The 19,750-nt window shown below is 31.6% G+C and carries 16 protein-coding genes; 15 read left to right on the plus strand and 1 reads right to left on the minus strand.

Translation table 11 applies throughout. From position 1 onward, the window contains the following. Window positions 1-240: 240 nt before the first annotated feature. Genes FDN13_RS08145 through FDN13_RS08160 form a run of 4 tightly spaced genes read left to right on the plus strand, consistent with a single transcriptional unit; the run spans window position 241 to window position 3,976 of the window. Window positions 241-1,710: an MFS transporter gene (locus FDN13_RS08145; RefSeq protein ID WP_138979743.1), complete on the plus strand. Its 1,470-nt coding sequence runs from the start codon at window positions 241-243 to the stop codon at window positions 1,708-1,710. After that, a complete protein-coding gene (locus FDN13_RS08150; protein WP_207670872.1) occupies window positions 1,707-2,045 on the plus strand; it encodes a DUF5110 domain-containing protein in 339 nt (112 codons plus the stop codon). The genes FDN13_RS08145 and FDN13_RS08150 overlap by 4 nt, the downstream gene beginning before the upstream one ends. Before the next feature lie 4 nt (window positions 2,046-2,049). Continuing rightward, a complete protein-coding gene (gene uxuA / locus FDN13_RS08155; RefSeq protein ID WP_138979744.1) occupies window positions 2,050-3,096 on the plus strand; it encodes a mannonate dehydratase in 1,047 nt (348 codons plus the stop codon). A 22-nt stretch (window positions 3,097-3,118) separates the two neighbouring features. Next, the gene (locus tag FDN13_RS08160) at window positions 3,119-3,976 is read left to right on the plus strand and encodes an SDR family oxidoreductase (RefSeq protein WP_138981056.1); all 858 of its coding nucleotides are present in this window, start codon (window positions 3,119-3,121) and stop codon (window positions 3,974-3,976) included. A 182-nt stretch (window positions 3,977-4,158) separates the two neighbouring features. Here the strand turns inward: FDN13_RS08160 and FDN13_RS08165 are convergent, their stop codons facing one another. Further along, window positions 4,159-5,709, minus strand: coding sequence for an IS1182 family transposase (locus tag FDN13_RS08165; RefSeq protein ID WP_435369328.1), 1,551 nt, complete (start codon window positions 5,707-5,709; stop codon window positions 4,159-4,161). A gap of 501 nt (window positions 5,710-6,210) precedes the next feature. On the opposite strand from FDN13_RS08165, the gene FDN13_RS08170 reads away from it, so the two are divergent. The 11 genes from FDN13_RS08170 to FDN13_RS14375 all read left to right on the plus strand — a co-directional run bounded on the left by FDN13_RS08170 (window position 6,211) and on the right by FDN13_RS14375 (window position 19,564). Beyond that, entirely contained in the window at window positions 6,211-7,026 is an 816-nt protein-coding gene (locus FDN13_RS08170) for an MIP/aquaporin family protein (RefSeq protein ID WP_138979745.1), read from the plus strand. Between the two features lie 27 nt (window positions 7,027-7,053). Further along, window positions 7,054-8,550 carry a glycerol kinase GlpK gene (gene glpK, locus FDN13_RS08175; protein WP_138979746.1) on the plus strand — a complete coding sequence of 499 codons (1,497 nt, stop codon included), beginning with the start codon at window positions 7,054-7,056 and terminating at the stop codon, window positions 8,548-8,550. A gap of 136 nt (window positions 8,551-8,686) precedes the next feature. Beyond that, a complete protein-coding gene (locus tag FDN13_RS08180; RefSeq protein ID WP_138979747.1) occupies window positions 8,687-10,111 on the plus strand; it encodes an NAD(P)/FAD-dependent oxidoreductase in 1,425 nt (474 codons plus the stop codon). Window positions 10,112-10,125: 14 nt separating this feature from the next. Beyond that, window positions 10,126-11,388, plus strand: a complete 1,263-nt coding sequence (locus tag FDN13_RS08185) for an NAD(P)/FAD-dependent oxidoreductase (RefSeq protein WP_138979748.1) — start codon at window positions 10,126-10,128, stop codon at window positions 11,386-11,388. After that, complete coding sequence (locus tag FDN13_RS08190; RefSeq protein ID WP_138979749.1) at window positions 11,385-11,744, plus strand: DUF1667 domain-containing protein; 360 nt, start codon at window positions 11,385-11,387, stop codon at window positions 11,742-11,744. Before FDN13_RS08185 ends, FDN13_RS08190 begins: the two co-directional genes overlap by 4 nt. A 10-nt stretch (window positions 11,745-11,754) precedes the next feature. Beyond that, window positions 11,755-12,309 carry a glycerol-3-phosphate responsive antiterminator gene (locus FDN13_RS08195; protein WP_138979750.1) on the plus strand — a complete coding sequence of 185 codons (555 nt, stop codon included), beginning with the start codon at window positions 11,755-11,757 and terminating at the stop codon, window positions 12,307-12,309. Window positions 12,310-12,527: 218 nt separating this feature from the next. Then, complete coding sequence (locus FDN13_RS08200; protein ID WP_138979751.1) at window positions 12,528-12,974, plus strand: MarR family winged helix-turn-helix transcriptional regulator; 447 nt, start codon at window positions 12,528-12,530, stop codon at window positions 12,972-12,974. Continuing rightward, window positions 12,975-14,402: an MFS transporter gene (locus tag FDN13_RS08205; RefSeq protein ID WP_138979752.1), complete on the plus strand. Its 1,428-nt coding sequence runs from the start codon at window positions 12,975-12,977 to the stop codon at window positions 14,400-14,402. 199 nt (window positions 14,403-14,601) lie between these two features. Further along, window positions 14,602-15,834, plus strand: coding sequence for a serine/threonine transporter SstT (gene sstT, locus FDN13_RS08210; protein WP_138979753.1), 1,233 nt, complete (start codon window positions 14,602-14,604; stop codon window positions 15,832-15,834). 235 nt (window positions 15,835-16,069) lie between these two features. Further along, a complete protein-coding gene (locus tag FDN13_RS08215) occupies window positions 16,070-16,978 on the plus strand; it encodes a transposase (protein ID WP_138979754.1) in 909 nt (302 codons plus the stop codon). Window positions 16,979-17,797: 819 nt separating this feature from the next. Continuing rightward, window positions 17,798-19,564, plus strand: coding sequence for a hypothetical protein (locus FDN13_RS14375; RefSeq protein ID WP_138979755.1), 1,767 nt, complete (start codon window positions 17,798-17,800; stop codon window positions 19,562-19,564). Window positions 19,565-19,750: the final 186 nt, after the last annotated feature.

A 19,750-nucleotide genomic window follows, 5' to 3' on the forward strand; every position in this document is an offset into this window, starting at 1 on the left:
AAAAATAACAATCTATTAGATACTTTTGTTTATTTAGTTAGTTAGGAAACAATTAATGGCAACTAGTGGCTTTGAACACTAATTTGATACATTATCTATTATGCAGGGTGGTGATAATAAATGTAATATAAGTAAAAACTGACTGCATGATTGTAAAGCATAATTAAGCTATTACAAAATGCGGTTGAGAAGTAGATATTTAAAAATTGCCTAACTAATAATTGTTCAAGGGGGATAAATATGAATACAAATTTAAATGTAACAAATTCAAATGTACAAACAAATAGGGATATAATCTATAACAGAGCTAAAATATGGCAAATTGCCCTATTTGTCCTAAATAACACAGCAACTAATGTAACTATGGTACTTATGGGATTTTATGCTTTCTTTACTCAAAATGTTCTTGGTCTTTCAGCAATAATTGTTGGTACTATAGCAACAACTATGCGTATATGGGATGCAGTAACTGACCCAATTATAGGCTTTTTGCTTGACAAAACCAATACAAAATTCGGAAAGTTTAGACCTTTCATGTTGATAGGTAATATAATAATGTTTTTATCCATATTTGCTATATTCCACACCCCGCTTGATTATTCAGTGGCACAAAAATATAATTACACAACTATATGGTATGTAATATTTATTATAGGATATACATTTCAAACTTGCGTTACAAAAGGCGCCCAAGCAGCACTGACAAATGATCCTGGCCAACGTCCTATATTCTCACTTTTTGATTCCATATATAATGCAATATTATTTAGCTTAGCTACTTTTATAATTACAACAGTAATGGCGCCAAAGTATCCTAAAAAGCTTATTGACCCTGATCTCTGGAAAGATGTGTCACTAATGTTTATGATAGTATCTTTTGTTTTGACTATTTTAGCTATAATTGGGATATGGCAAAAAGATAGGACAGAATTCTTTGGATTAGGTAAAAATAATGTAAAAATCAAATTTAAAGATTATATTGATATTCTTAAAAATAATAGGCCAATACAAATGCTTACAATTGCAGCTTCAACTGATAAACTTGCTTTGGTTGCTGTAAGGGCTGGAATGGTATATTTCTTTGCTAATATTTTACTAAATTCTTCACTACAGGGAAAGTATTCACTTTATGCTACTGTACCTACTCTTTTAGCATCTTTTGTTGGTGTTGGTTGGGCAAGAAAAGTTGGCATAAAAAAAGCCTTTGTAGTATCAACGTGGATAAGTTTATTAATGTTATTTTTACTTATTGCAACAGCTCCTATTCTTGCTAAACCTACCTGGGGAACCAGTGTGTTAATACTTCTTATACTAATGGCATTACAGTCTGCTGCTGCATCTTTAGCTGGTAATATCGTTATACCTATGATTGCGGATTGTTCAGATTATGAAACTTACAGAACTGGAAGATTTATACCTGGAATGATGGGAACATTATTCTCCTTTGTTGATAAAGTAATTTCATCTTTTTCAACGTTCATAGTAGGAGCTGCAATTGCTTGGGCTGGTTATGGGAATACCAAAATCGTGCCCAATACACCTGTTAACAATAAAATGACTTTAGCAATATATTTTATTATATGGGGACTTCCAATAATAGGACATATTGCATCAATAATAGCAATGAAATTCTATATACTTGATGCTCAAATGATGGAAAAGATAAAAAAAGCAATACATGAGAGAAAGCAAGTAGGCTCTGAAGCTTGATATTACATACCTTTGAAACAAAGTCAGAGGATGAAAGGGGATTTATGGTATTCCCTCATAGACATAATGGAAAAACTGAATTTAAACTTTATGAAGATGACGGATACACAAACGACTATAAGAAGGGTATATTTGCATTTGTAAACGTTAATATGGAATGCGATAGAGAAAAAGTAAAAATAGATATTTCAGAAGAAGGTAAGTATGAACTGCCATATAATAAAGTTAAAATACATCTTCCAAAATCCGAAACAAGAAAAATTGTAATTAACGGAAAAACACTTGAAAAAAACAATGAAAATGTTTATGAAGCTTGTGTAGCAGAGGGGAGGTAATTTTATGTACATGACCTTTAGATGGTATGGAGACAGTGATAAAGTTACATTGGATTATATAAGGCAGATACCAGGGGTTAAAGGTGTTGTAACAGCTATATATGATGTACCTGTAGGAGAGATTTGGCCCTTGGAAAAAATAATGGAGTTAAAAAATAAAATCGAAGCAAAAGGATTGAATTTCAAGGTTATTGAAAGCGTTCCTGTACATGAAGATATAAAAATGGGACTTCCAACAAGGGATAGGTATATTAATAATTACTGCGAAACTTTAAGAAATTTATCAAAGGCAGGAATTGAAGTTGTATGTTATAACTTTATGCCGGTGTTTGATTGGACACGCTCTTGTCTTGATTACAAACTTTCTGATGGTTCAACAGCCCTTATTTATGATGAAAAAACAGTTCAGCAGATGGATCCTTTAAAGGGGGACTTAGAACTTCCAGGTTGGGATACAAGCTATAATAAAGAAGACCTAAGAAATCTTTTAATTCAGTATCAAAGCATAACTGAGGAAGATTTATGGAAAAATCTAAAATATTTCTTGGAGAGAGTTATTAAAACTGCTGAGGAAGTTGGAATTAAAATGGCCATTCATCCCGATGATCCACCATGGTCAATATTTGGACTTCCAAGAATAATAACAAATAAGGAAAATCTTGAAAGATTTATAAATCTTGTGGACAGCCCCAATAATGGAATTACTCTCTGTTCAGGATCTCTTGGAGTAGATCCTAATAATAATATACCTGAGCTTATAAGATATTTTGGTAAAAAGGGAAGAATACATTTTGCTCATGTAAGAAATATAAAAATTACCGGTGAAAAGTCTTTTGAAGAATCAGCCCATAGAAGTGAAGATGGATCTCTCGATATGTATGAAATAATGAAGGCATATTATGATATTGGATTTGAAGGCCCTGTAAGGCCTGATCATGGAAGGATGATATGGGGAGAACAGGGAAGACCTGGATACGGACTTTATGACAGGGCTTTGGGAGCTGTATACCTTAATGGTTTATATGAAGCAATTGAAAAAGCAAATAAGTAGTTATGAAAGGAAGATAATAGTTATGAATTTACCATTTAGCATTGATCTTAATGGCAAAACAGCCGTTGTAACAGGAGGAGGAGGCATACTTTGTAGCATGTTTGCAGAGGCTCTTGCAATGTGTGGCGCAAAGGTTGCAGTGCTTGATTTAAACAAGGAAAAGGCTGAAAAAGTAGCAAAGGATATATGTGATAAAGGATATAATGCAATTGGAGTTGAATGTAACGTACTTAATTCAGAGAGCCTTGAAAATGCGAAAAAAGAGGTTAATGAAAGATTAGGGAGCTGTGATATATTAATAAATGGAGCTGGAGGCAATAATCCTAAAGGGACTACAACAAAGGAGTATTTATATAAAGAAGATTTAATTAATAAAGATAGTAATATTATTACATTCTTTGACCTTGATCCTAAGGGTATAGAGTTTGTATTTAATCTTAACTTTTTAGGAACATTAATGCCTACTCAAACCTTTGCAAAGGATATGATTGAAAAAGATGGCGCTGTAATCATAAACATATCTTCAATGAATGCCTTTACTCCACTAACCAAAATTCCTGCATACAGCGGAGCAAAGGCAGCAGTAAGCAATTTTACTCAATGGCTTGCTGTACATTTATCAAAGGTTGGAATAAGGGTTAATGCAATTGCACCAGGCTTTTTCCTAACAGAGCAAAATAGAAGATTATTAACTAATGAAGATGGCTCATATACAGAAAGAGCAGAAAAAATATTAAACAATACTCCTATGAACAGGTTTGGCACCCCTGAAGATTTAATAGGAACTCTTCTTTGGCTTGTAGATAATAAAGCTTCAGGATTTGTTACAGGAACAGTTATTCCTGTTGATGGAGGATTTTCAGCCTATTCAGGAGTTTAATAATGAACTGATAAATATTTTTAGGATAGTACTTTATATTTGCTTATGTAGAAATAAGCAATCAATATTAAATGCGTTATGTATTATGATTAGTTTCTTGTCAATAGTTGGACGGGTATTTATTTAAAATGCCTGTCCTTTATTATTTTAGGAAGCTAATTTGACTGTCGAAAGTTAATTTTTTAACTTTTCAAAAAATATTGATAATTATAAAATACTATGTTAAAATAAAGTCGTATAAGGCAGAGAGATGAGAGCCGCAATACTACATTAGTAGTATTGCGGCTCAGATTGTAGACAAAAACAGCTCTCCATAAAGGAAGAGCTGTTTTCAAATGTAAGATATATAATTTTCTAAGCAAAAAAGCTTTATTAGGTCCGGTTTTCCCAGACCTCCATAGCCAGTTTGCCATCTTTTTTAAATTCATACAAGCAGCAACAAGCATCGCCTGCGCTGTTACTTTTTTTAATCCTCTTAGGGTCGTAAAGCGCATGCCATGCTTTTCCTTCATATCTGCAAAAACTCTTTCTATCGTTTCTTTCCTTTTTTCATATATTTCTTTATTAAGAGTTGTATATCTTAGATGCTCGGCTTCTTCAACATAATCAGCCCATATATGTCGGTTTATTACCTTTGTATAGTCTTTACTGTTTGTACATTTATTTCGATATGGGCAATCCTTACATGTTTTAGAATCTGATGCATATTCTCTATATCCTTCTCTATTAGTTGTCCTATAGTTTAATATTTGATTGTTAGGACATATATAACAGTCATAATATTCATCATAGACATATTCATATTTTTTAAAGAATCCTTCCTTAGTCATTGGGCGTGTATATGGCATTACAGGTCTAATTCCTTGATCTATTATTGTTTTGCATATATAGGGTGTTTTATACCCTGCGTCTACTACAATATATTCAGGCTTTCCAACATTCTTTTTTACTTGCTCTAATATTGTATCAAACATGGTGTTATCATGGACATTAGCAGCTGTAGCAGTTATTCCAAGTATAAAACCATTCCTATCACATGCAGCATGAAATGAATATGCAAAACATTTCTCTTTTTCATTCTTTCTTAATACTCCGCTATCTGGATCAGTCTTGCTAATTTTTGTTTCTTTAACTTCTAGTTTTTTTTTACTCATATCTAATGGCTTTTTACCATGTAACTCTCTATCTTCGTTTATCTCTTTGTCCAAAAGCTCTTGATATACACGGGCTTCTTTTTCGAGTTTTACCTTATCATATTTTTTCTTATTAGCATTTGCCTTTACGTGGGTTGCATCAATAAATACAGCGTCTGACTTGATTAATCCCGCATTCACTGCTTCCTCTAATATTCTAACAAATATTTTTTCAAAAATATCTGTATTCTTAAATCTTCTTACATAGTTTTTGCCAAACGTAGTGAAATGAGGAATTGGGTCATAAAGTCCATATCCTATAAACCAACGGTATGCAATATTTGTTTGAATTTCTGATATCGTCTGGCGCATTGATTTAATCCCGAATACATATTGAATAAATACAATTTTAAATAATACAACTGGATCGATGCTTGGCCTACCAATATCCTTAGAATATTTATCTGATACAAGATCATATATGAAATCAAAATTAATAGCAGCCTCAAGTTTTCTTACCAGATGATTTTCTGGTACTAATTGATCAATTGAGCATATTTCTATTTGTGTACGTTTTTCATTTTTTTCTTTAGTTAGCATTTTAAACACCACCATATTTAATACTTTACTATATATATTCGACATAAATTAAGAGAATCCTTTTTGCTTTTGAGGATTCTCTTAAAAAAATTTTATACTTTGTCTTCAGTCTGAGCCGCAATACTACATTAGTAGTATTGCGGCTTTTTTTTGGGAGGGGGGGAGAAAAATTAAAGATTTTGTTTTTTAATTTTAATTATCTAAAAATCAAAATCTAATTTTTAAGGCTAGTAGAAAAAACTGAAAAAGGCTGTTTTATGGAAGTTTTAAAGACAATGATTATTAGCTAAAAAGTAATTTAATACCTAATTGACTCAATTTATGTACTGTAAATTACAATTAAATCTATTGCTGTATGATAAAACTATAAACATCAAAAGTTACATAACAATTTTAACAAAATAATACTGTCATCATGATATTTTTAATCTCTTATATTTCTAACATTATTTAAATTCATAATAATAAATTTTAATTAATTTAAAGAGGGGGAAATGAAAAATGAAAAAAGGTTATTTTGGAGAGTTGGTTGCTGAATTTATAGGTTCTTTTATACTTATTTTTATAGGCTCAGGTGTTGTTGCAGCACTTGTTTTAGAAGGAGCAAACATAGGGCAATGGGAATTATCATTAGTCTGGGGTATGGCAGTAGCAATGGCTATTTATGTTACAGGTTCAGTATCAGGGACTCATATAAATCCAGCAGTTACTTTAGCATTGACAACATTTAAAGGTTTTGATAAGAAAAAAGTTATACCATATATAATAGCTCAAATGCTTGGTACATTTACAGCTGCAGCAGTTGTATATGGATTATATAGAAGTGGATTTTTGTTGTACGAACAAACAAATAATCTTGTAAGAGGGAGTCAAGAGAGTGCAAAATTAGTAGGTATATTTTCAACTTTCCCAAAATCACATTTAACCATGACCGGTGCATTTTTAGTTGAAGTTGCAATAACAGCTTTTTTATTAATAGTAGTATTAGCAGTTGGAGATACTAGAAACCAATCTGCTCCAACTCCAGGGATGGCAGCAATTATGATTGGTATAACAATAGCAATAATAGGTTCATCATTTGGACCTCTTACAGGATTTGCAATGAACCCAGCTCGTGACTTAGGACCAAGATTATTTGCAATGCTTGCAGGTTGGGGTAGTGCAGCAATTGGTCCTAATGGTTACGGATTTATAGTACCAATATTTGGACCAATTGTTGGGGCACAAATAGGAGCATTTATTTATGAAAAAATACTCGTTCCATATTTCCCAAGCATGCAAGTAATAAATAAAAATAAAGTTGATATAAACAAATAATTTAAATGATTTAAGGGGGATTTTAAAATGTCAAAATATGTTTTAGCTTTAGACCAAGGAACAACAAGTTCAAGAGCAATTGTTTTTGATAAGGATGGACATATTGTTTCTGTAGCTCAAAAGGAATTTAAACAAATATATCCAAAGGCTGGTTGGGTAGAACATGATCCTATGGAAATATGGGCAACTCAAATAGGTGTTGCTAATGAGGCTATAGCAAAGGCAGGTCTTACTGCTGATAATATTGCTGCAGTGGGAATAACTAATCAAAGAGAAACAACGGTTGTTTGGGATAAAAATACAGGGAAACCCATATATAATGCAATAGTTTGGCAATGCAGAAGAACAGCAGATATATGCGATGAATTAAGAAATAAGGGCTATGTAGATATGTTTAGAAATAAGACAGGGCTTGTTCTTGATGCTTATTTTTCAGGAACAAAAATAAAGTGGATTTTAGATAATGTTGAAGGTGCAAGAGAAAAGGCAGAAAAGGGAGAACTATTATTTGGAAACGTTGATACATGGCTTATATGGAATTTAACTGGTGGTAAAGTCCATGTTACAGATTATTCAAATGCATCAAGAACATTATTATATAATATTTATGAGTTAAAGTGGGATGATGAAATACTTGAAATACTAAACATTCCAAAATCAATGTTACCAGAAGTTAAGCCATCAAGCTGTATATATGGTTATACAACAGTAGATACGCTTGGTGGAGAAATTCCAATAGCAGGAGATGCAGGAGATCAGCAGGCAGCTTTATTTGGACAAGGATGCTATAAAGAAGGTATGGCTAAAAATACTTATGGAACAGGATGCTTTATGCTAATGAATACAGGTGAAAAAGCTGTTAAATCAAAGAATGGACTTTTAACTACAATTGCTTGGGGAGTTGACGGAAAGGTTGAATATGCCCTTGAAGGGAGTATATTTATAGCTGGTGCAGTAATCCAGTGGCTAAGAGATGAGCTTAGAATGATAAAAACTGCAGCAGATAGTGAAGAATATGCTACTGCTGTTGAGGATTCAAATGGAGTTTATGTTGTTCCTGCATTTGTTGGAATGGGTGCTCCATATTGGGACATGTATGCAAGAGGAACTATTGTAGGATTAACAAGAGGTGCTAAAAAAGAACATATAATAAGGGCTGCTCTTGAATCAATGGCTTATCAAACAATGGACGTATTAAGTGCAATGCAAGAAGATTCAGGTATAAACTTAAGCGCCCTTAAAGTTGATGGAGGAGCAGTTGCAAATAACTTTTTAATGCAATTCCAGTCTGATATATTAAATGTTGATGTATATAGACCAAAGGTTATCGAAACAACTGCACTCGGTGCAGCATATCTTGCTGGCCTTGCAGTTGGATACTGGAAAGACAAAGAAGAAATTTTGAATAACTGGGCAGTAGATAGAAAGTTTGAACCTAATATGAGTGAAGAAAAGAGGGCAAAGCTTGTAAAGGGATGGCATAAGGCAGTAAATAGAGCTCTTGCTTGGGAAAAGGAAGAATAACTAATAAATGTTTTTGAAAAATAAATTTATTTATTGTAAAATAAATATATAATATTTGGCGAGAAGTGAGAGCCATGGAAATGACCACTGAGGTGGTCTATTTTCCATGGCTTATTTTTTTGAAGGAGGGCTTGTTATGTATGATGTTGCAATAATAGGTGCAGGAATAGTTGGGACAAGTATTGCGAGGGAACTTTCAAAATATGATTTAAATTGTGTTGTGATTGAAAAAAGTAACGATATTGCAAATGGTTCGACAAAGGCAAACAGTGGAATAGTACATGCTGGATACGATGCAAAAGAAGGAACATTAAAGGCAAAATTTAATGTCCTTGGAAATGAGATGTATGAAGAAATTTGCAGAGAATTAGATGTGCCATACAAAAAAAATGGTTCATTGGTTTTGGCATTTAATGATGAGGAAATGAGGCATATCGAAACACTTTATGAAAGGGGATTAAAAAACGGAGTAAAGGAACTTTCAATAATTGATAAGAATACAGTTTTATCATTAGAGCCTAATATACAAAATAATGTAATTGGTGCTCTTTATGCTAAAACAGGTGGGATTGTATCTCCTTTTGAACTTGCAATTGCCCTTGCAGAAAATGCTAATGAAAATGGCGTTGAATTTATGTTATCTACTCAGGTTATTAATATTTATAAAGATAAAGATATTTTTAAAATTGAAACTAATAATGGAATTTTAGATGCTAAATACCTGGTAAATGCTGCAGGACTTTTTTCTGATGAAATAAACAACATGCTTGGAGGAGAAAAATTTAATATTATTCCAAGAAGAGGAGAATATTGCCTCTTTGACAAAGCTGTTGGAAATATGGTTACAAGAACAATATTCCAAACTCCATCAAGCAAAGGAAAAGGAATACTGGTATCGCCAACAGTCCATGGAAATTTGTTTGTTGGACCTAACGCTATTGAGATGGACAAAAAAGATGATGTATCTACAACAAAGGAAGGGCTTGAAGAAGTGTTAAGGGAAGGAGCTAAAAGCGTTAAAAATATTAATCCGAGGGATATTATAACTTCTTTTACGGGGGTTAGAGCAACTCCAAGTACAAATGATTTTGTAATAAATGTTCCTACAAGAAATGCTGTAAATGCAGCGGGAATAGAATCTCCAGGTTTAACGGCATCAGTTGCAATTGCACCTTATGTTGTTAATTTACTTGAAAATCAAGGATTAAAGTTAATAAAGAAAACTAATTTTATACCAAAAAGAAAAAACACTAAATTGTTTATTAATATGAGCGATGATGAGAAAAAAAGAGTACTTTCATTAAATAGTTCTTATGGCAGAATAATCTGTAGATGTGAGCATATAACAGAAGGAGATATTATTAATGCAATTAAAAGACCTCTTGGAGCAAGAAGTGTAGATGGTGTAAAGAAAAGAGTAAGGGCTGGAATGGGAAGATGCCAGGGAGGATTTTGCATGCCAAGAGTAGTTGAAATTCTTGCAAGAGAACTTAATATACCTTTAACAGAAATTACAAAGTCAGATAAAGGTAGCTATATCTTAACAGGAGAGACAAAGTGAATGGAGGCGAAAAAATGAAGAAGGATTTAGTTATAATCGGTGGCGGGCCTGCCGGACTTGCTGCTGCAATTGAAGCAAAGAAAAACGGAATAGATGATATTCTTATATTAGAAAGGGACAAAAGGCTTGGAGGAATACTTCAGCAGTGTATTCATAATGGTTTTGGACTTCATATATTTAAAGAACAGTTAACTGGTCCGGAATACGCTCAAAGGTTTATTGATGAGGCTAAAAAATTAGGAATAGAGTATAAGTTAGATACAATGGTACTCCATTTGTCTGATGATAAAAAAATAGTTGCAGTAAGCCCCAAGGATGGCTTGTTTGAAATAGAAGCAAAAGCAATAATTCTTGCAATGGGCTGCCGTGAAAGAACAAGAGGTGCTTTAAATATACCAGGAACAAGACCTGCCGGAGTTTTTACAGCAGGTGCAGCACAAAGATTTGTAAATATGGAAGGGTATATGGTAGGCAAAAAGGTAGTTATATTAGGTTCAGGAGATATTGGGCTTATAATGGCAAGGAGAATGACTTTAGAAGGTGCAGAAGTTAAGATGGTTGTTGAGCTAATGCCATATTCAACAGGACTTAAAAGAAATATTGTCCAATGCCTTGAAGATTTTGATATCCCACTATTATTTAACCATACAGTAGTAAAAATACATGGTAAAGAAAGAGTTGAAGGAGTTACAATTGCAAAAGTAGATGAAAACAGGCAACCAATTGAAGGAACAGAAATGTATATTGAATGTGATACCCTTTTATTATCTGTAGGACTTATACCTGAAAATGAGCTGACAAGGGAAGCTAAAATAGATATAAATCCTATTACAAGCGGGGCTTATGTAAATGAGCTTATGGAAACAAGTATAGAAGGGATATTTGCCTGTGGGAATGTAGTTCATGTACATGATTTAGTTGATTTTGTTACTGAGGAGAGTCGTCTTGCAGGTTATGGGGCATCAAAGTATATTAAGGGCCAGCAAGTCAAAAATGGAAAAGAATATTGTACTAAGGGAATCAATGGAATAAGATATGTAGTTCCTAATATAATTCATCCTGATAATGTAAGAGAATCAGTTAATTTTTATATGAGGGTTAGCAATGTATATAATAATGTAAATTTGGTTGTAAAAGATGGTGAGAAAATAATTTATAAATCAAGAAAAAATCATGTTTCACCTGGTGAGATGGAAAATGTTAAATTAACTAAAGATATTCTTGAAAAGATTGAAGGCAAGGAATTAACTTTTGAGTTAGAGGAGGTAGCAAAATGATTAAGAATATGACTTGTATAAGCTGCCCCTTAGGATGTCAGCTTGAAGTTGAGTTTAATGGAGAGATTAAAGTTAAGGGTAATAGATGCAAAAGAGGAGAAGACTATGCCAAGAATGAAGTTACAAATCCAACTAGAATAATAACATCTACAGTTAGGGTACGAGGTGGAGATAGACCTCTTTTATCAGTTAAAACGGATAAAGAAATTCCTAAAACAAAAATATTTGATATTATGAAGGAGATTAATAAGGTTGTTGTTAATGCACCAGTTGAAATTGGTGATATTATTATTGAAAATGTGCTTGGAACGGGTTCAAATATTGTTGCAACATCAAGGGTAGAAATATTAACTTAGGGGGCTGAGTATGAGGGAAATACTTGATTGTTTAGAGGAAAACCCGATAATAGCAGCAATTAAAAATGTTAAAGATGTTGATTTTGCATTAGAAAAAGATGTGACTGTAGTTTTTTTACTATGTGGAAGTATACTAAATATTAATGCTGTTGTAAATAAAATAAAAATTAAAAGAAAAAAAGTATTTGCACATATTGATTTAGTTGAAGGATTAGGCAAGGATGAAGAAGCGGTTAGATATTTAAAACTTTCTGGTGTAGATGGAATTATTACAACAAAACCAACGCTTATTAAATGTGCTAAAAATGAAGGCTTAATAGCGATTCAGAGAATTTTTTTGCTTGATTCAAGATCCCTTGAAACGGGAATTAAAAATATATTAGAGGATAGACCGAGTGCAGTAGAGATTATGCCGGGGTTATCATATAAAGTAATAAAGAAAATTAATAGTTATGTAAAGATACCTATTATTGCTGGAGGATTGATATCTGATAAAAATGATATAGAGAATGCACTTTTTAATGGAGCAGTAGGTGTTTCTACTTCTTCTAAAAATTTGTGGTAATTATTAATATGAAAATAAACATTTAGGGTATGTATTTAAATTAAATACATGCCTTTTATTTTATAAAAGAATTAATTGAATATATTTATCCAATGCAGACTGTTGAAAAAGTTTTTTGTTAAGCCCTGAGAAGGATTTTCACGGGCTCTTGTAAAGTTCCTAACAAAAAAGGTATAATAATTGTTGACTAGTCAATTAAAATAGAGGTGGTAGTAATAATGGAAAAAGAAAACTTCCATTTTATAATGTTAAATAGTAAGATTTTTAGAAATATACAGATTTATTTAGACAGGGTTTTAAAGAAATATGAATTAAGCAGTGGCTCTTGTCCATATTTATTTGTTTTAGAAAAAAATGAAGGTATTAGCCAAAATAATTTGAGCAAAGAAATAGGCAATGATAAGGCTATGTCAGCAAGAACTATTACAAAATTAATAGAACAAGGTTATGTATATAAAAAGCAACATGAAAGAAATAGTAGAGCTTATAAATTATATTTGACAGAAAAGGCTAAAGAAGTTATGCCTAAAATTCATGAAGAAATTCAGGAACTATTAAATTTGATAACAGAAGATTTATCAGAGGAAGAGAAGCTAATTACTATGAAAGCTTTAAAAAAGATTTTTGATGTTACTCAAAGATTAAAAGAATTAGGAGGAGTTTAAATGGAAAATTGGGGTGATAAAAGTAGATGGTTTGTTTTGATTATTGTTGTAATGTCTACATTTATGTCGGCATTAGATAGTAGCATTGTTAATGTAGCATTACCGAAAATGGCTAAGGCTTTAGAGGTAACAACAGCTAATATTCAATTAGTAGCAACAAGCTATTTAATTGTTATTGCTGGGACTGTATTGATTTTTGGAAGATTAGGAGATATGTTTGGAAAAACAAAAATATTTAAGTATGGAATAGGTTTATTTACTATTGGATCATTTCTTTGTGGTATAACAAGTTCCTTTCCTATATTGATTATTGCAAGAGTAGTACAAGCTATAGGTGCAGCTGGAACCATGGCAAATAATCAAGGTATTATAACAGAAGTATTTCCTTCAAATGAAAGGGGAAAGGCTCTTGGATTTTCAGGAACTGCTGTGGCTTTAGGTTCTTTGGTAGGGCCTGGATTAGGCGGTCTTATAGTAGGTGTAGCTAGCTGGGAATATATTTTTTTAATAAATGTTCCTATCGGTTTAGTTGCATTATTTTTTTCATATAAGTTGTTACCTAAGGGCAATGAAAAGGCAAAAGAAAAGATGGATATTATTGGATCTGTATTGTTTATGCTTACTATAGTTCCATTGTTTATAACTTTAAATCAAGGATTAAATCGAGGTTTTAAAAATCCTATTATTTTATTTGGCTTTATAACATCAGTTATTTCTCTTGTTTCTTTTGTTTTAGTAGAAAGAAAAAGGAAAAATCCTTTAATTGAGTTACAAATATTTCAAAACAAATTATTTTCATTAAGTATTTTTTGTGGATTTATTAGCTTTGTGGCTATATTTTGTAATAATATTATTCTGCCATTTTACCTTCAAGATGTAATGGTATATACACCCCAACATACAGGTTTAATACTTATGATTTATCCTGCAATTTTAACAGTTGTAGCGCCTGTAAGTGGACACCTATCAGATAAGATAGGTTCAGAGATATTAACTTTTATAGGACTAATGTTAATAAGTATAGGATTACTATTAATGTCCACTTTAAATGAAAATTCAAATTTGATAAATCTGATAATGTTTATTGTAATAATATCAATTGGAATGGGTTTATTTCAATCACCTAATAATTCTTTAGTAATGTCTACAGTACCAAAAAACAAGCTTGGAATTGCAGGAAGTATAAATGCACTTGTAAGAAATTTTGGGATGGTATGCGGAATAGCATTAGCCACAACACTTTTATATAGTGGAATGAGCTTTAAAATTGGATATCGTGTTACAGATTATATGGCTGGAAGAAGTGATGCATTCATATATGGGATGAAAATTGTGTATATAACTGCAGCAATAATTTGTTTTATTGGAACTATATTAACTTTTTTAAGGTTAAAAAGTAAAAAAATAATGGGAGTTAATAATGTATGAGGCTGAGCTATTAATAGCGAAGCCTTTTATAATTTAATTTGTGTCAAATAAGATACCAATTCTACAAATTTTTACAATATTCGATTTTTTTCTTTTAATTTTAATATTTTTATGATAATATTATTGTATACAAATCCTTTCTTGCATTATTAATTATATAACTTTATTTTAAAATTTACTATATTTGGAGGGGAAAGATTTGAACAACCTAATTAAAAAGTGGAATGATTTAAGCCTTGTAAAAAGAATAATCGTAGGACTCATTATTGGAATTATTTTAGCTTTAACTATTCCCGAAAAAGCAAAGCCGATTGTAATTTTAGGTTCTTTATTTGTTGGCGCATTAAAGGCAATTGCTCCAATGCTAGTATTCTTTTTAGTAATGTCTGCAATATCCCAGCATAAAAGTGGTCATAAAACTAACATGAAATCTATTTTGGTTCTTTATTTAATAGGAACATTTTTAGCAGGTCTTATAGCTGTTATAGCAAGTTTTATTTTCCCAATAAGAATAACTCTTCCAGGAGGTCCTGGTACAGAAAATTTAACACCTCCAGGTGGGGTTGTAGAGGTATTAAAATCATTGTTATTGAACATTGTTGAAAATCCAGTAAAAGCTTTATATAATGCTAATTACATTGGTATATTATCTTGGGCTGTAATTTTAGGTATTGCATTAAGGAATGCGGCAAGTTCAACAAAAACTATTATTTCTAATGTTTCAGATGCACTATCTGAAGTAGTAAGATTGATAATAAACTTTGCACCATTAGGAATAATGGGACTTGTCTTTGAATCCATAGCTACAAATGGAATTGAATCCCTTTTTAGCTATGGACAATTATTAATACTTTTGGTTGGCACTATGCTATTTGTGGCACTTGTTCTTAATCCAATTATTGTGTTTTTATACATTCATCAAAATCCATATCCTCTTGTATTTAAGTGTTTAAAGGATAGTGGTATAACAGCATTCTTCACACGTAGTTCGGCAGCAAATATTCCTGTTAATATGAATTTATGTGAAAGATTAGGATTAGATAAGGATACTTACTCAGTATCTATTCCATTAGGTGCAACAATTAATATGGCAGGAGCAGCAGTAACAATTTCTGTATTAACGCTTGCAGCTGTTAATACACTTGGTATTAAAGTAGATATACCTACAGCGTTTATCCTTAGTATATTATCTGCGATAAGTGCTTGCGGTGCTTCAGGAGTAGCCGGAGGTTCGTTATTACTTATTCCTCTTGCATGCAGTTTGTTTGGTATTCCTAATGATATTGCAATGAAAGTAGTTGGAGTGGGTTTTATAGTAGGCGTTATTCAGGATTCATGTGAAACAGCACTTAATTCATCCACAGATGTACTTTTTACAGCAACAGCTGAATTTGCTAAATGGCGTAAAAATGGAAAGAAAATCCCATTTTAAATCATTGATACTTGGGACAGTTACTTATTTTCTATATATCTACATCAATTAAATCTAGGTTTCTCCTTTTGCTTTCTTGGGGTTACTTGAGGTGTTTTGTGGTTTCCCGGTCTTTTCCTGTCTTTCCGGGACGGTTACTCATTTAAGGTACATTCACACCAATTCTATGAATAAACAAACCTCCAACTTGGAAAAATAATACTAAAAATACATTCCAAGTTGGAGGTGTTTTTTTATGCCAAGAATGGCAAGGCAAAAAAGCTATGATTCTATTTATCATGTTATGGTAAAAAGCATATCCGAAGTTCTCCTCTACAAAGACGATAAGGATAAAATAAAATACCTTGACTACATGAAAAAAGCCCAAGAACAGTTCGAATTTAGAGTTTATTCCTACTGCCTTATGGATAATCATGCTCATTTTATTATAGATGCAAACGGTGCAGATATCTCAAAAATAATGCACTTTATAAACTATAAATATGCCATGTATTTTAATAAAAGGTATGAAAGAAGTGGCCATCTCTTTCAAGACAGGTTCAAAAGCTTAATCGTAAAGGATGATAGATACCTCTTTGCCTTAACAGCTTATGTTCACTTTAACGCAACAGACCTAAAAGGCTACGATAAAAATCCACAGGATTACCGCTTTTCATCTTTAGGCATATTCTTAGGGCAAAAGACAGATGAATTTGAACTTATAGATGACAAATTTATATTATCCATGTTTAGCCTAAAGGAAGCTACAGCAAGGGCTATGTACAAAGACTTTGTATTTAAAGTAAAAAGTATTGTTGATGCGCAAAGGGAAGAGTTTAAGAAAGAAGGAACAGAGTATAGGAGCATGAGAACAATCCTTGTAAGGGATCTATCCCCTGATAAAATAATAGAATTAATATCACAAAAATTCAACGTAGATAAGCTAATGCTAAGGATAAAGCGGGCAAAGGAGGCAAAGGAAGCAAAGGCAATACTATGCTTTGTGTTAAGAAAGTTTTGTGATTTAAGATGTGCCGATATATGCAGGATACTTGGGAATATGGGGCAATCTAACGTTTCAAAGCTATGTTCCCTTGGGAGGGAGCTTGTAAAGGAAGAGAAATATAAAGATATAGTAAATGATATATTAGTGTCGCTGGTGTAGAATAATATTATTTTTATTAGAAGTCAATTGAATGAAAAGAAAAATAAATGGTATTGAAGTAAGAATATGTTATATAAGTGGACAAGCTATGATAAAAAGTCTTTAAAAATATGTAATTGAAATTAATTAGATCTAAATAAATATAAAGAATAAAAATAATAAGTAAACGTCCTATAACCACTGTAGCCAAAATCACATAACATTTAAGCTTAAAATAAATATAAGATAATACTAATAATAAGTAACTGTCCCAAATGACCGAATGACCACAATCTTGCCACATTTTTGAGGAGAATTGGCCATTTTTTTTATTATAAAATAAAAATGTAGAATTTAGAAAAGAAAAATTAATGATTAGAGAATAGATGCTTTATAAATAATGATATAAGACTATAAAAAGCTAATTTAATAGAAATAACTTTTTAAATGATTATTAAAATTAATTAAAATAGATCCCCCTTATAATTTTATATAGATTTTTTAATAATTATTGCTAAACATAATATTACTTTTTTCAAAACGTACCCTTTACATTGAGATAAAAAATTATTTAGTTATTTTTCCGGGCTTGTATATGGCCGATTAATTAAACTTGCCACCTATCCTCAATGCTAAGGGTATGTTTTTACAATATTATTTTGGGTTATTATAATCAATTGATTATGAAAATAATTAATATTTATTTTTTTAAGCCTATTTGCTTTTTTTATATTTTTTATTATGTTACTATTTTACATAAAGATGTTTATAATTTTATTTTGAATTTATAAGTTTAAGAGAGTAAATAGCATTAACAAGATAAAAGAAAGGAGAATACAAATGAAAAAGTTCAAACAATTATTTTTATTTGTTATCATTGCTATTTTGCTAGTTCTTATAGGTTGTGACAATTCTTCAAAGGCTCAACTATATTTTATAAATACAACTTTAGTTGGGCAGGTTACTGCTGTTAAAGATAATCAAATTACTTTAAAGATAATTTCAAATGGCGGAATGGGTATGGGTAATATGAATATGAAGATGGCGAACATCCCACCAAGTATGCCTAATAATGAAACAGCCAATAGCAGTAGCCAATCTTCGAATATGGCAAGTGATAATAATATGGCTTCTAATTCTCAGCCGCAAGATATGCCCAATAATATTTCAGATAATAATGTAGAAAATCAAGAAAATAATAAATCTAAATCTCAATCTCAAACTGAAACAAGTAGTAATGAAGTAACTCTTGTTATAAATAATCAAGATTTAATTTCAGTTGAGTCAAACGGACAGAGTATAAAAGGTAACATATCAAGTATAACAAAAAACAGTATTTTAGAGATTAAATTTGATGAAAATAATACAATTGTTTCTATTACAGTAAAATCTAATAATAATAATTTTGCATCAGGTATGCCTGGTGGTGGTTCATCTACAGAAAGTAGTGGTACTGGTGCAAATACTTTTAACAAAGATACAACCCTTAGCGATAAGAGTTATACTTCAAGCAATAAGGATGAAAATGTAATTCGAGTTGAAAATAGTGCAAAAGTTAACTTGAATAATGTTAGTATAACTAAAACAGGTGATTCTTCAAGTAGTGAAAATAGTGATTTTTATGGATTGAATGCAGGTATTCTTGCACGTGATAAATCTACTCTAACTATTAAAGGTAGTACAGTTTCTACTAATGCATCAGGAAGTAATGGCGTTTTTGCTTATGGCTCTGGTACGAGTGTAAATATTACTGATACTAAAATTAGAACTCAAAAAGGAAATTCTGGTGGAATTGAAGTTGCAGGAGGAGCTACTCTTCAAGCTTCAAACTTAGACATTGAAACCCAAGGTGCTTCAAGTGCGGCAATTCGTAGTGACCGTGGAGGAGGTACACTAACTGTTAAAGGTGGTAGCTATGTAACAAATGGTACAGGATCCCCAGCTATATATTGTACGGCTAATATTTCTGTTGACAGTGCAACTCTTACTGCTAATGGTTCTGAAGCAGTTGTAATAGAGGGTAAAAATTCTGTTAAATTAAATAATTGTATTGTTACAGGTAATATGAAGGGGACTTATGGGGAAAATAGCAGCGAAAATATACAGAATGTAATGATTTATCAAAGTATGTCTGGTGATGCAAGCATAGGTAAAGGATCTTTTACAATGACAAATGGCTCACTAATTGCAAAAAATGGAGATATGTTTTATGTTACAAACACATCAGCTGAAATAAATCTTACAAATGTTTCTTTAACTTATGCTAATGGCAACCTGCTTACAGTATCAGGGAATGATGGTTCACGTGGATGGGGAAAATCTGGAAGCAACGGTGGAACATGTGAGTTTATAGTAAACAATCAATTGTTAGAAGGATATATTAAAGTTGATAAAATTTCATCTTTAAATTTCTCAATGAAGAACGGAAGCAAATTTAAAGGTACTATAAACTCAAAGGGACAGGAAGGCTCTGCTTCAGTTACTTTAGATAATACAAGTACCTGGACATTAACTGGGAATGCATATATAACAGAATTTAATGGCAGTATAAATAATATTATAACGAATGGCTATCATGTTTATGTTAATGGCAAGATTTTAAAATAAATTTAAAATGAATAAAAAGTCTTGCATACTATAAATATTTATGTTAATATTTAATAGATAAGTGAGTTCTTTAAATCAGTCCTGTGAGGCTGGTAAGATGCATGGATAATATATCATGATGTGCTTATAACTTCTTACCAGTTGGTAAGAAGTTTTTTTATGTAAAAAACTTTTAAATCAGTCCTG

Source organism: Caloramator sp. E03 (genome assembly GCF_006016075.1).
Lineage (GTDB): Bacteria > Bacillota > Clostridia > Clostridiales > Caloramatoraceae > Caloramator_B.

What these genes read in the sequence shown, in the direction of transcription:
- FDN13_RS14375 (WP_138979755.1), top strand. Translation starts at nt 17,798, where the DNA reads ATGAAAAAGTTCAAACAATTATTTTTATTTGTTATCATTGCTATTTTG.
- FDN13_RS08145 (WP_138979743.1), top strand. Translation starts at nt 241, where the DNA reads ATGAATACAAATTTAAATGTAACAAATTCAAATGTACAAACAAATAGG.
- uxuA (WP_138979744.1), top strand. Translation starts at nt 2,050, where the DNA reads ATGTACATGACCTTTAGATGGTATGGAGACAGTGATAAAGTTACATTG.
- FDN13_RS08170 (WP_138979745.1), top strand. Translation starts at nt 6,211, where the DNA reads ATGAAAAAAGGTTATTTTGGAGAGTTGGTTGCTGAATTTATAGGTTCT.
- FDN13_RS08165 (WP_435369328.1), bottom strand. Translation starts at nt 5,709, where the DNA reads ATGCTAACTAAAGAAAAAAATGAAAAACGTACACAAATAGAAATATGC.
- FDN13_RS08200 (WP_138979751.1), top strand. Translation starts at nt 12,528, where the DNA reads ATGGAAAAAGAAAACTTCCATTTTATAATGTTAAATAGTAAGATTTTT.
- FDN13_RS08205 (WP_138979752.1), top strand. Translation starts at nt 12,975, where the DNA reads ATGGAAAATTGGGGTGATAAAAGTAGATGGTTTGTTTTGATTATTGTT.
- FDN13_RS08180 (WP_138979747.1), top strand. Translation starts at nt 8,687, where the DNA reads ATGTATGATGTTGCAATAATAGGTGCAGGAATAGTTGGGACAAGTATT.
- FDN13_RS08195 (WP_138979750.1), top strand. Translation starts at nt 11,755, where the DNA reads ATGAGGGAAATACTTGATTGTTTAGAGGAAAACCCGATAATAGCAGCA.
- glpK (WP_138979746.1), top strand. Translation starts at nt 7,054, where the DNA reads ATGTCAAAATATGTTTTAGCTTTAGACCAAGGAACAACAAGTTCAAGA.
- FDN13_RS08185 (WP_138979748.1), top strand. Translation starts at nt 10,126, where the DNA reads ATGAAGAAGGATTTAGTTATAATCGGTGGCGGGCCTGCCGGACTTGCT.
- FDN13_RS08190 (WP_138979749.1), top strand. Translation starts at nt 11,385, where the DNA reads ATGATTAAGAATATGACTTGTATAAGCTGCCCCTTAGGATGTCAGCTT.
- FDN13_RS08160 (WP_138981056.1), top strand. Translation starts at nt 3,119, where the DNA reads ATGAATTTACCATTTAGCATTGATCTTAATGGCAAAACAGCCGTTGTA.
- FDN13_RS08215 (WP_138979754.1), top strand. Translation starts at nt 16,070, where the DNA reads ATGCCAAGAATGGCAAGGCAAAAAAGCTATGATTCTATTTATCATGTT.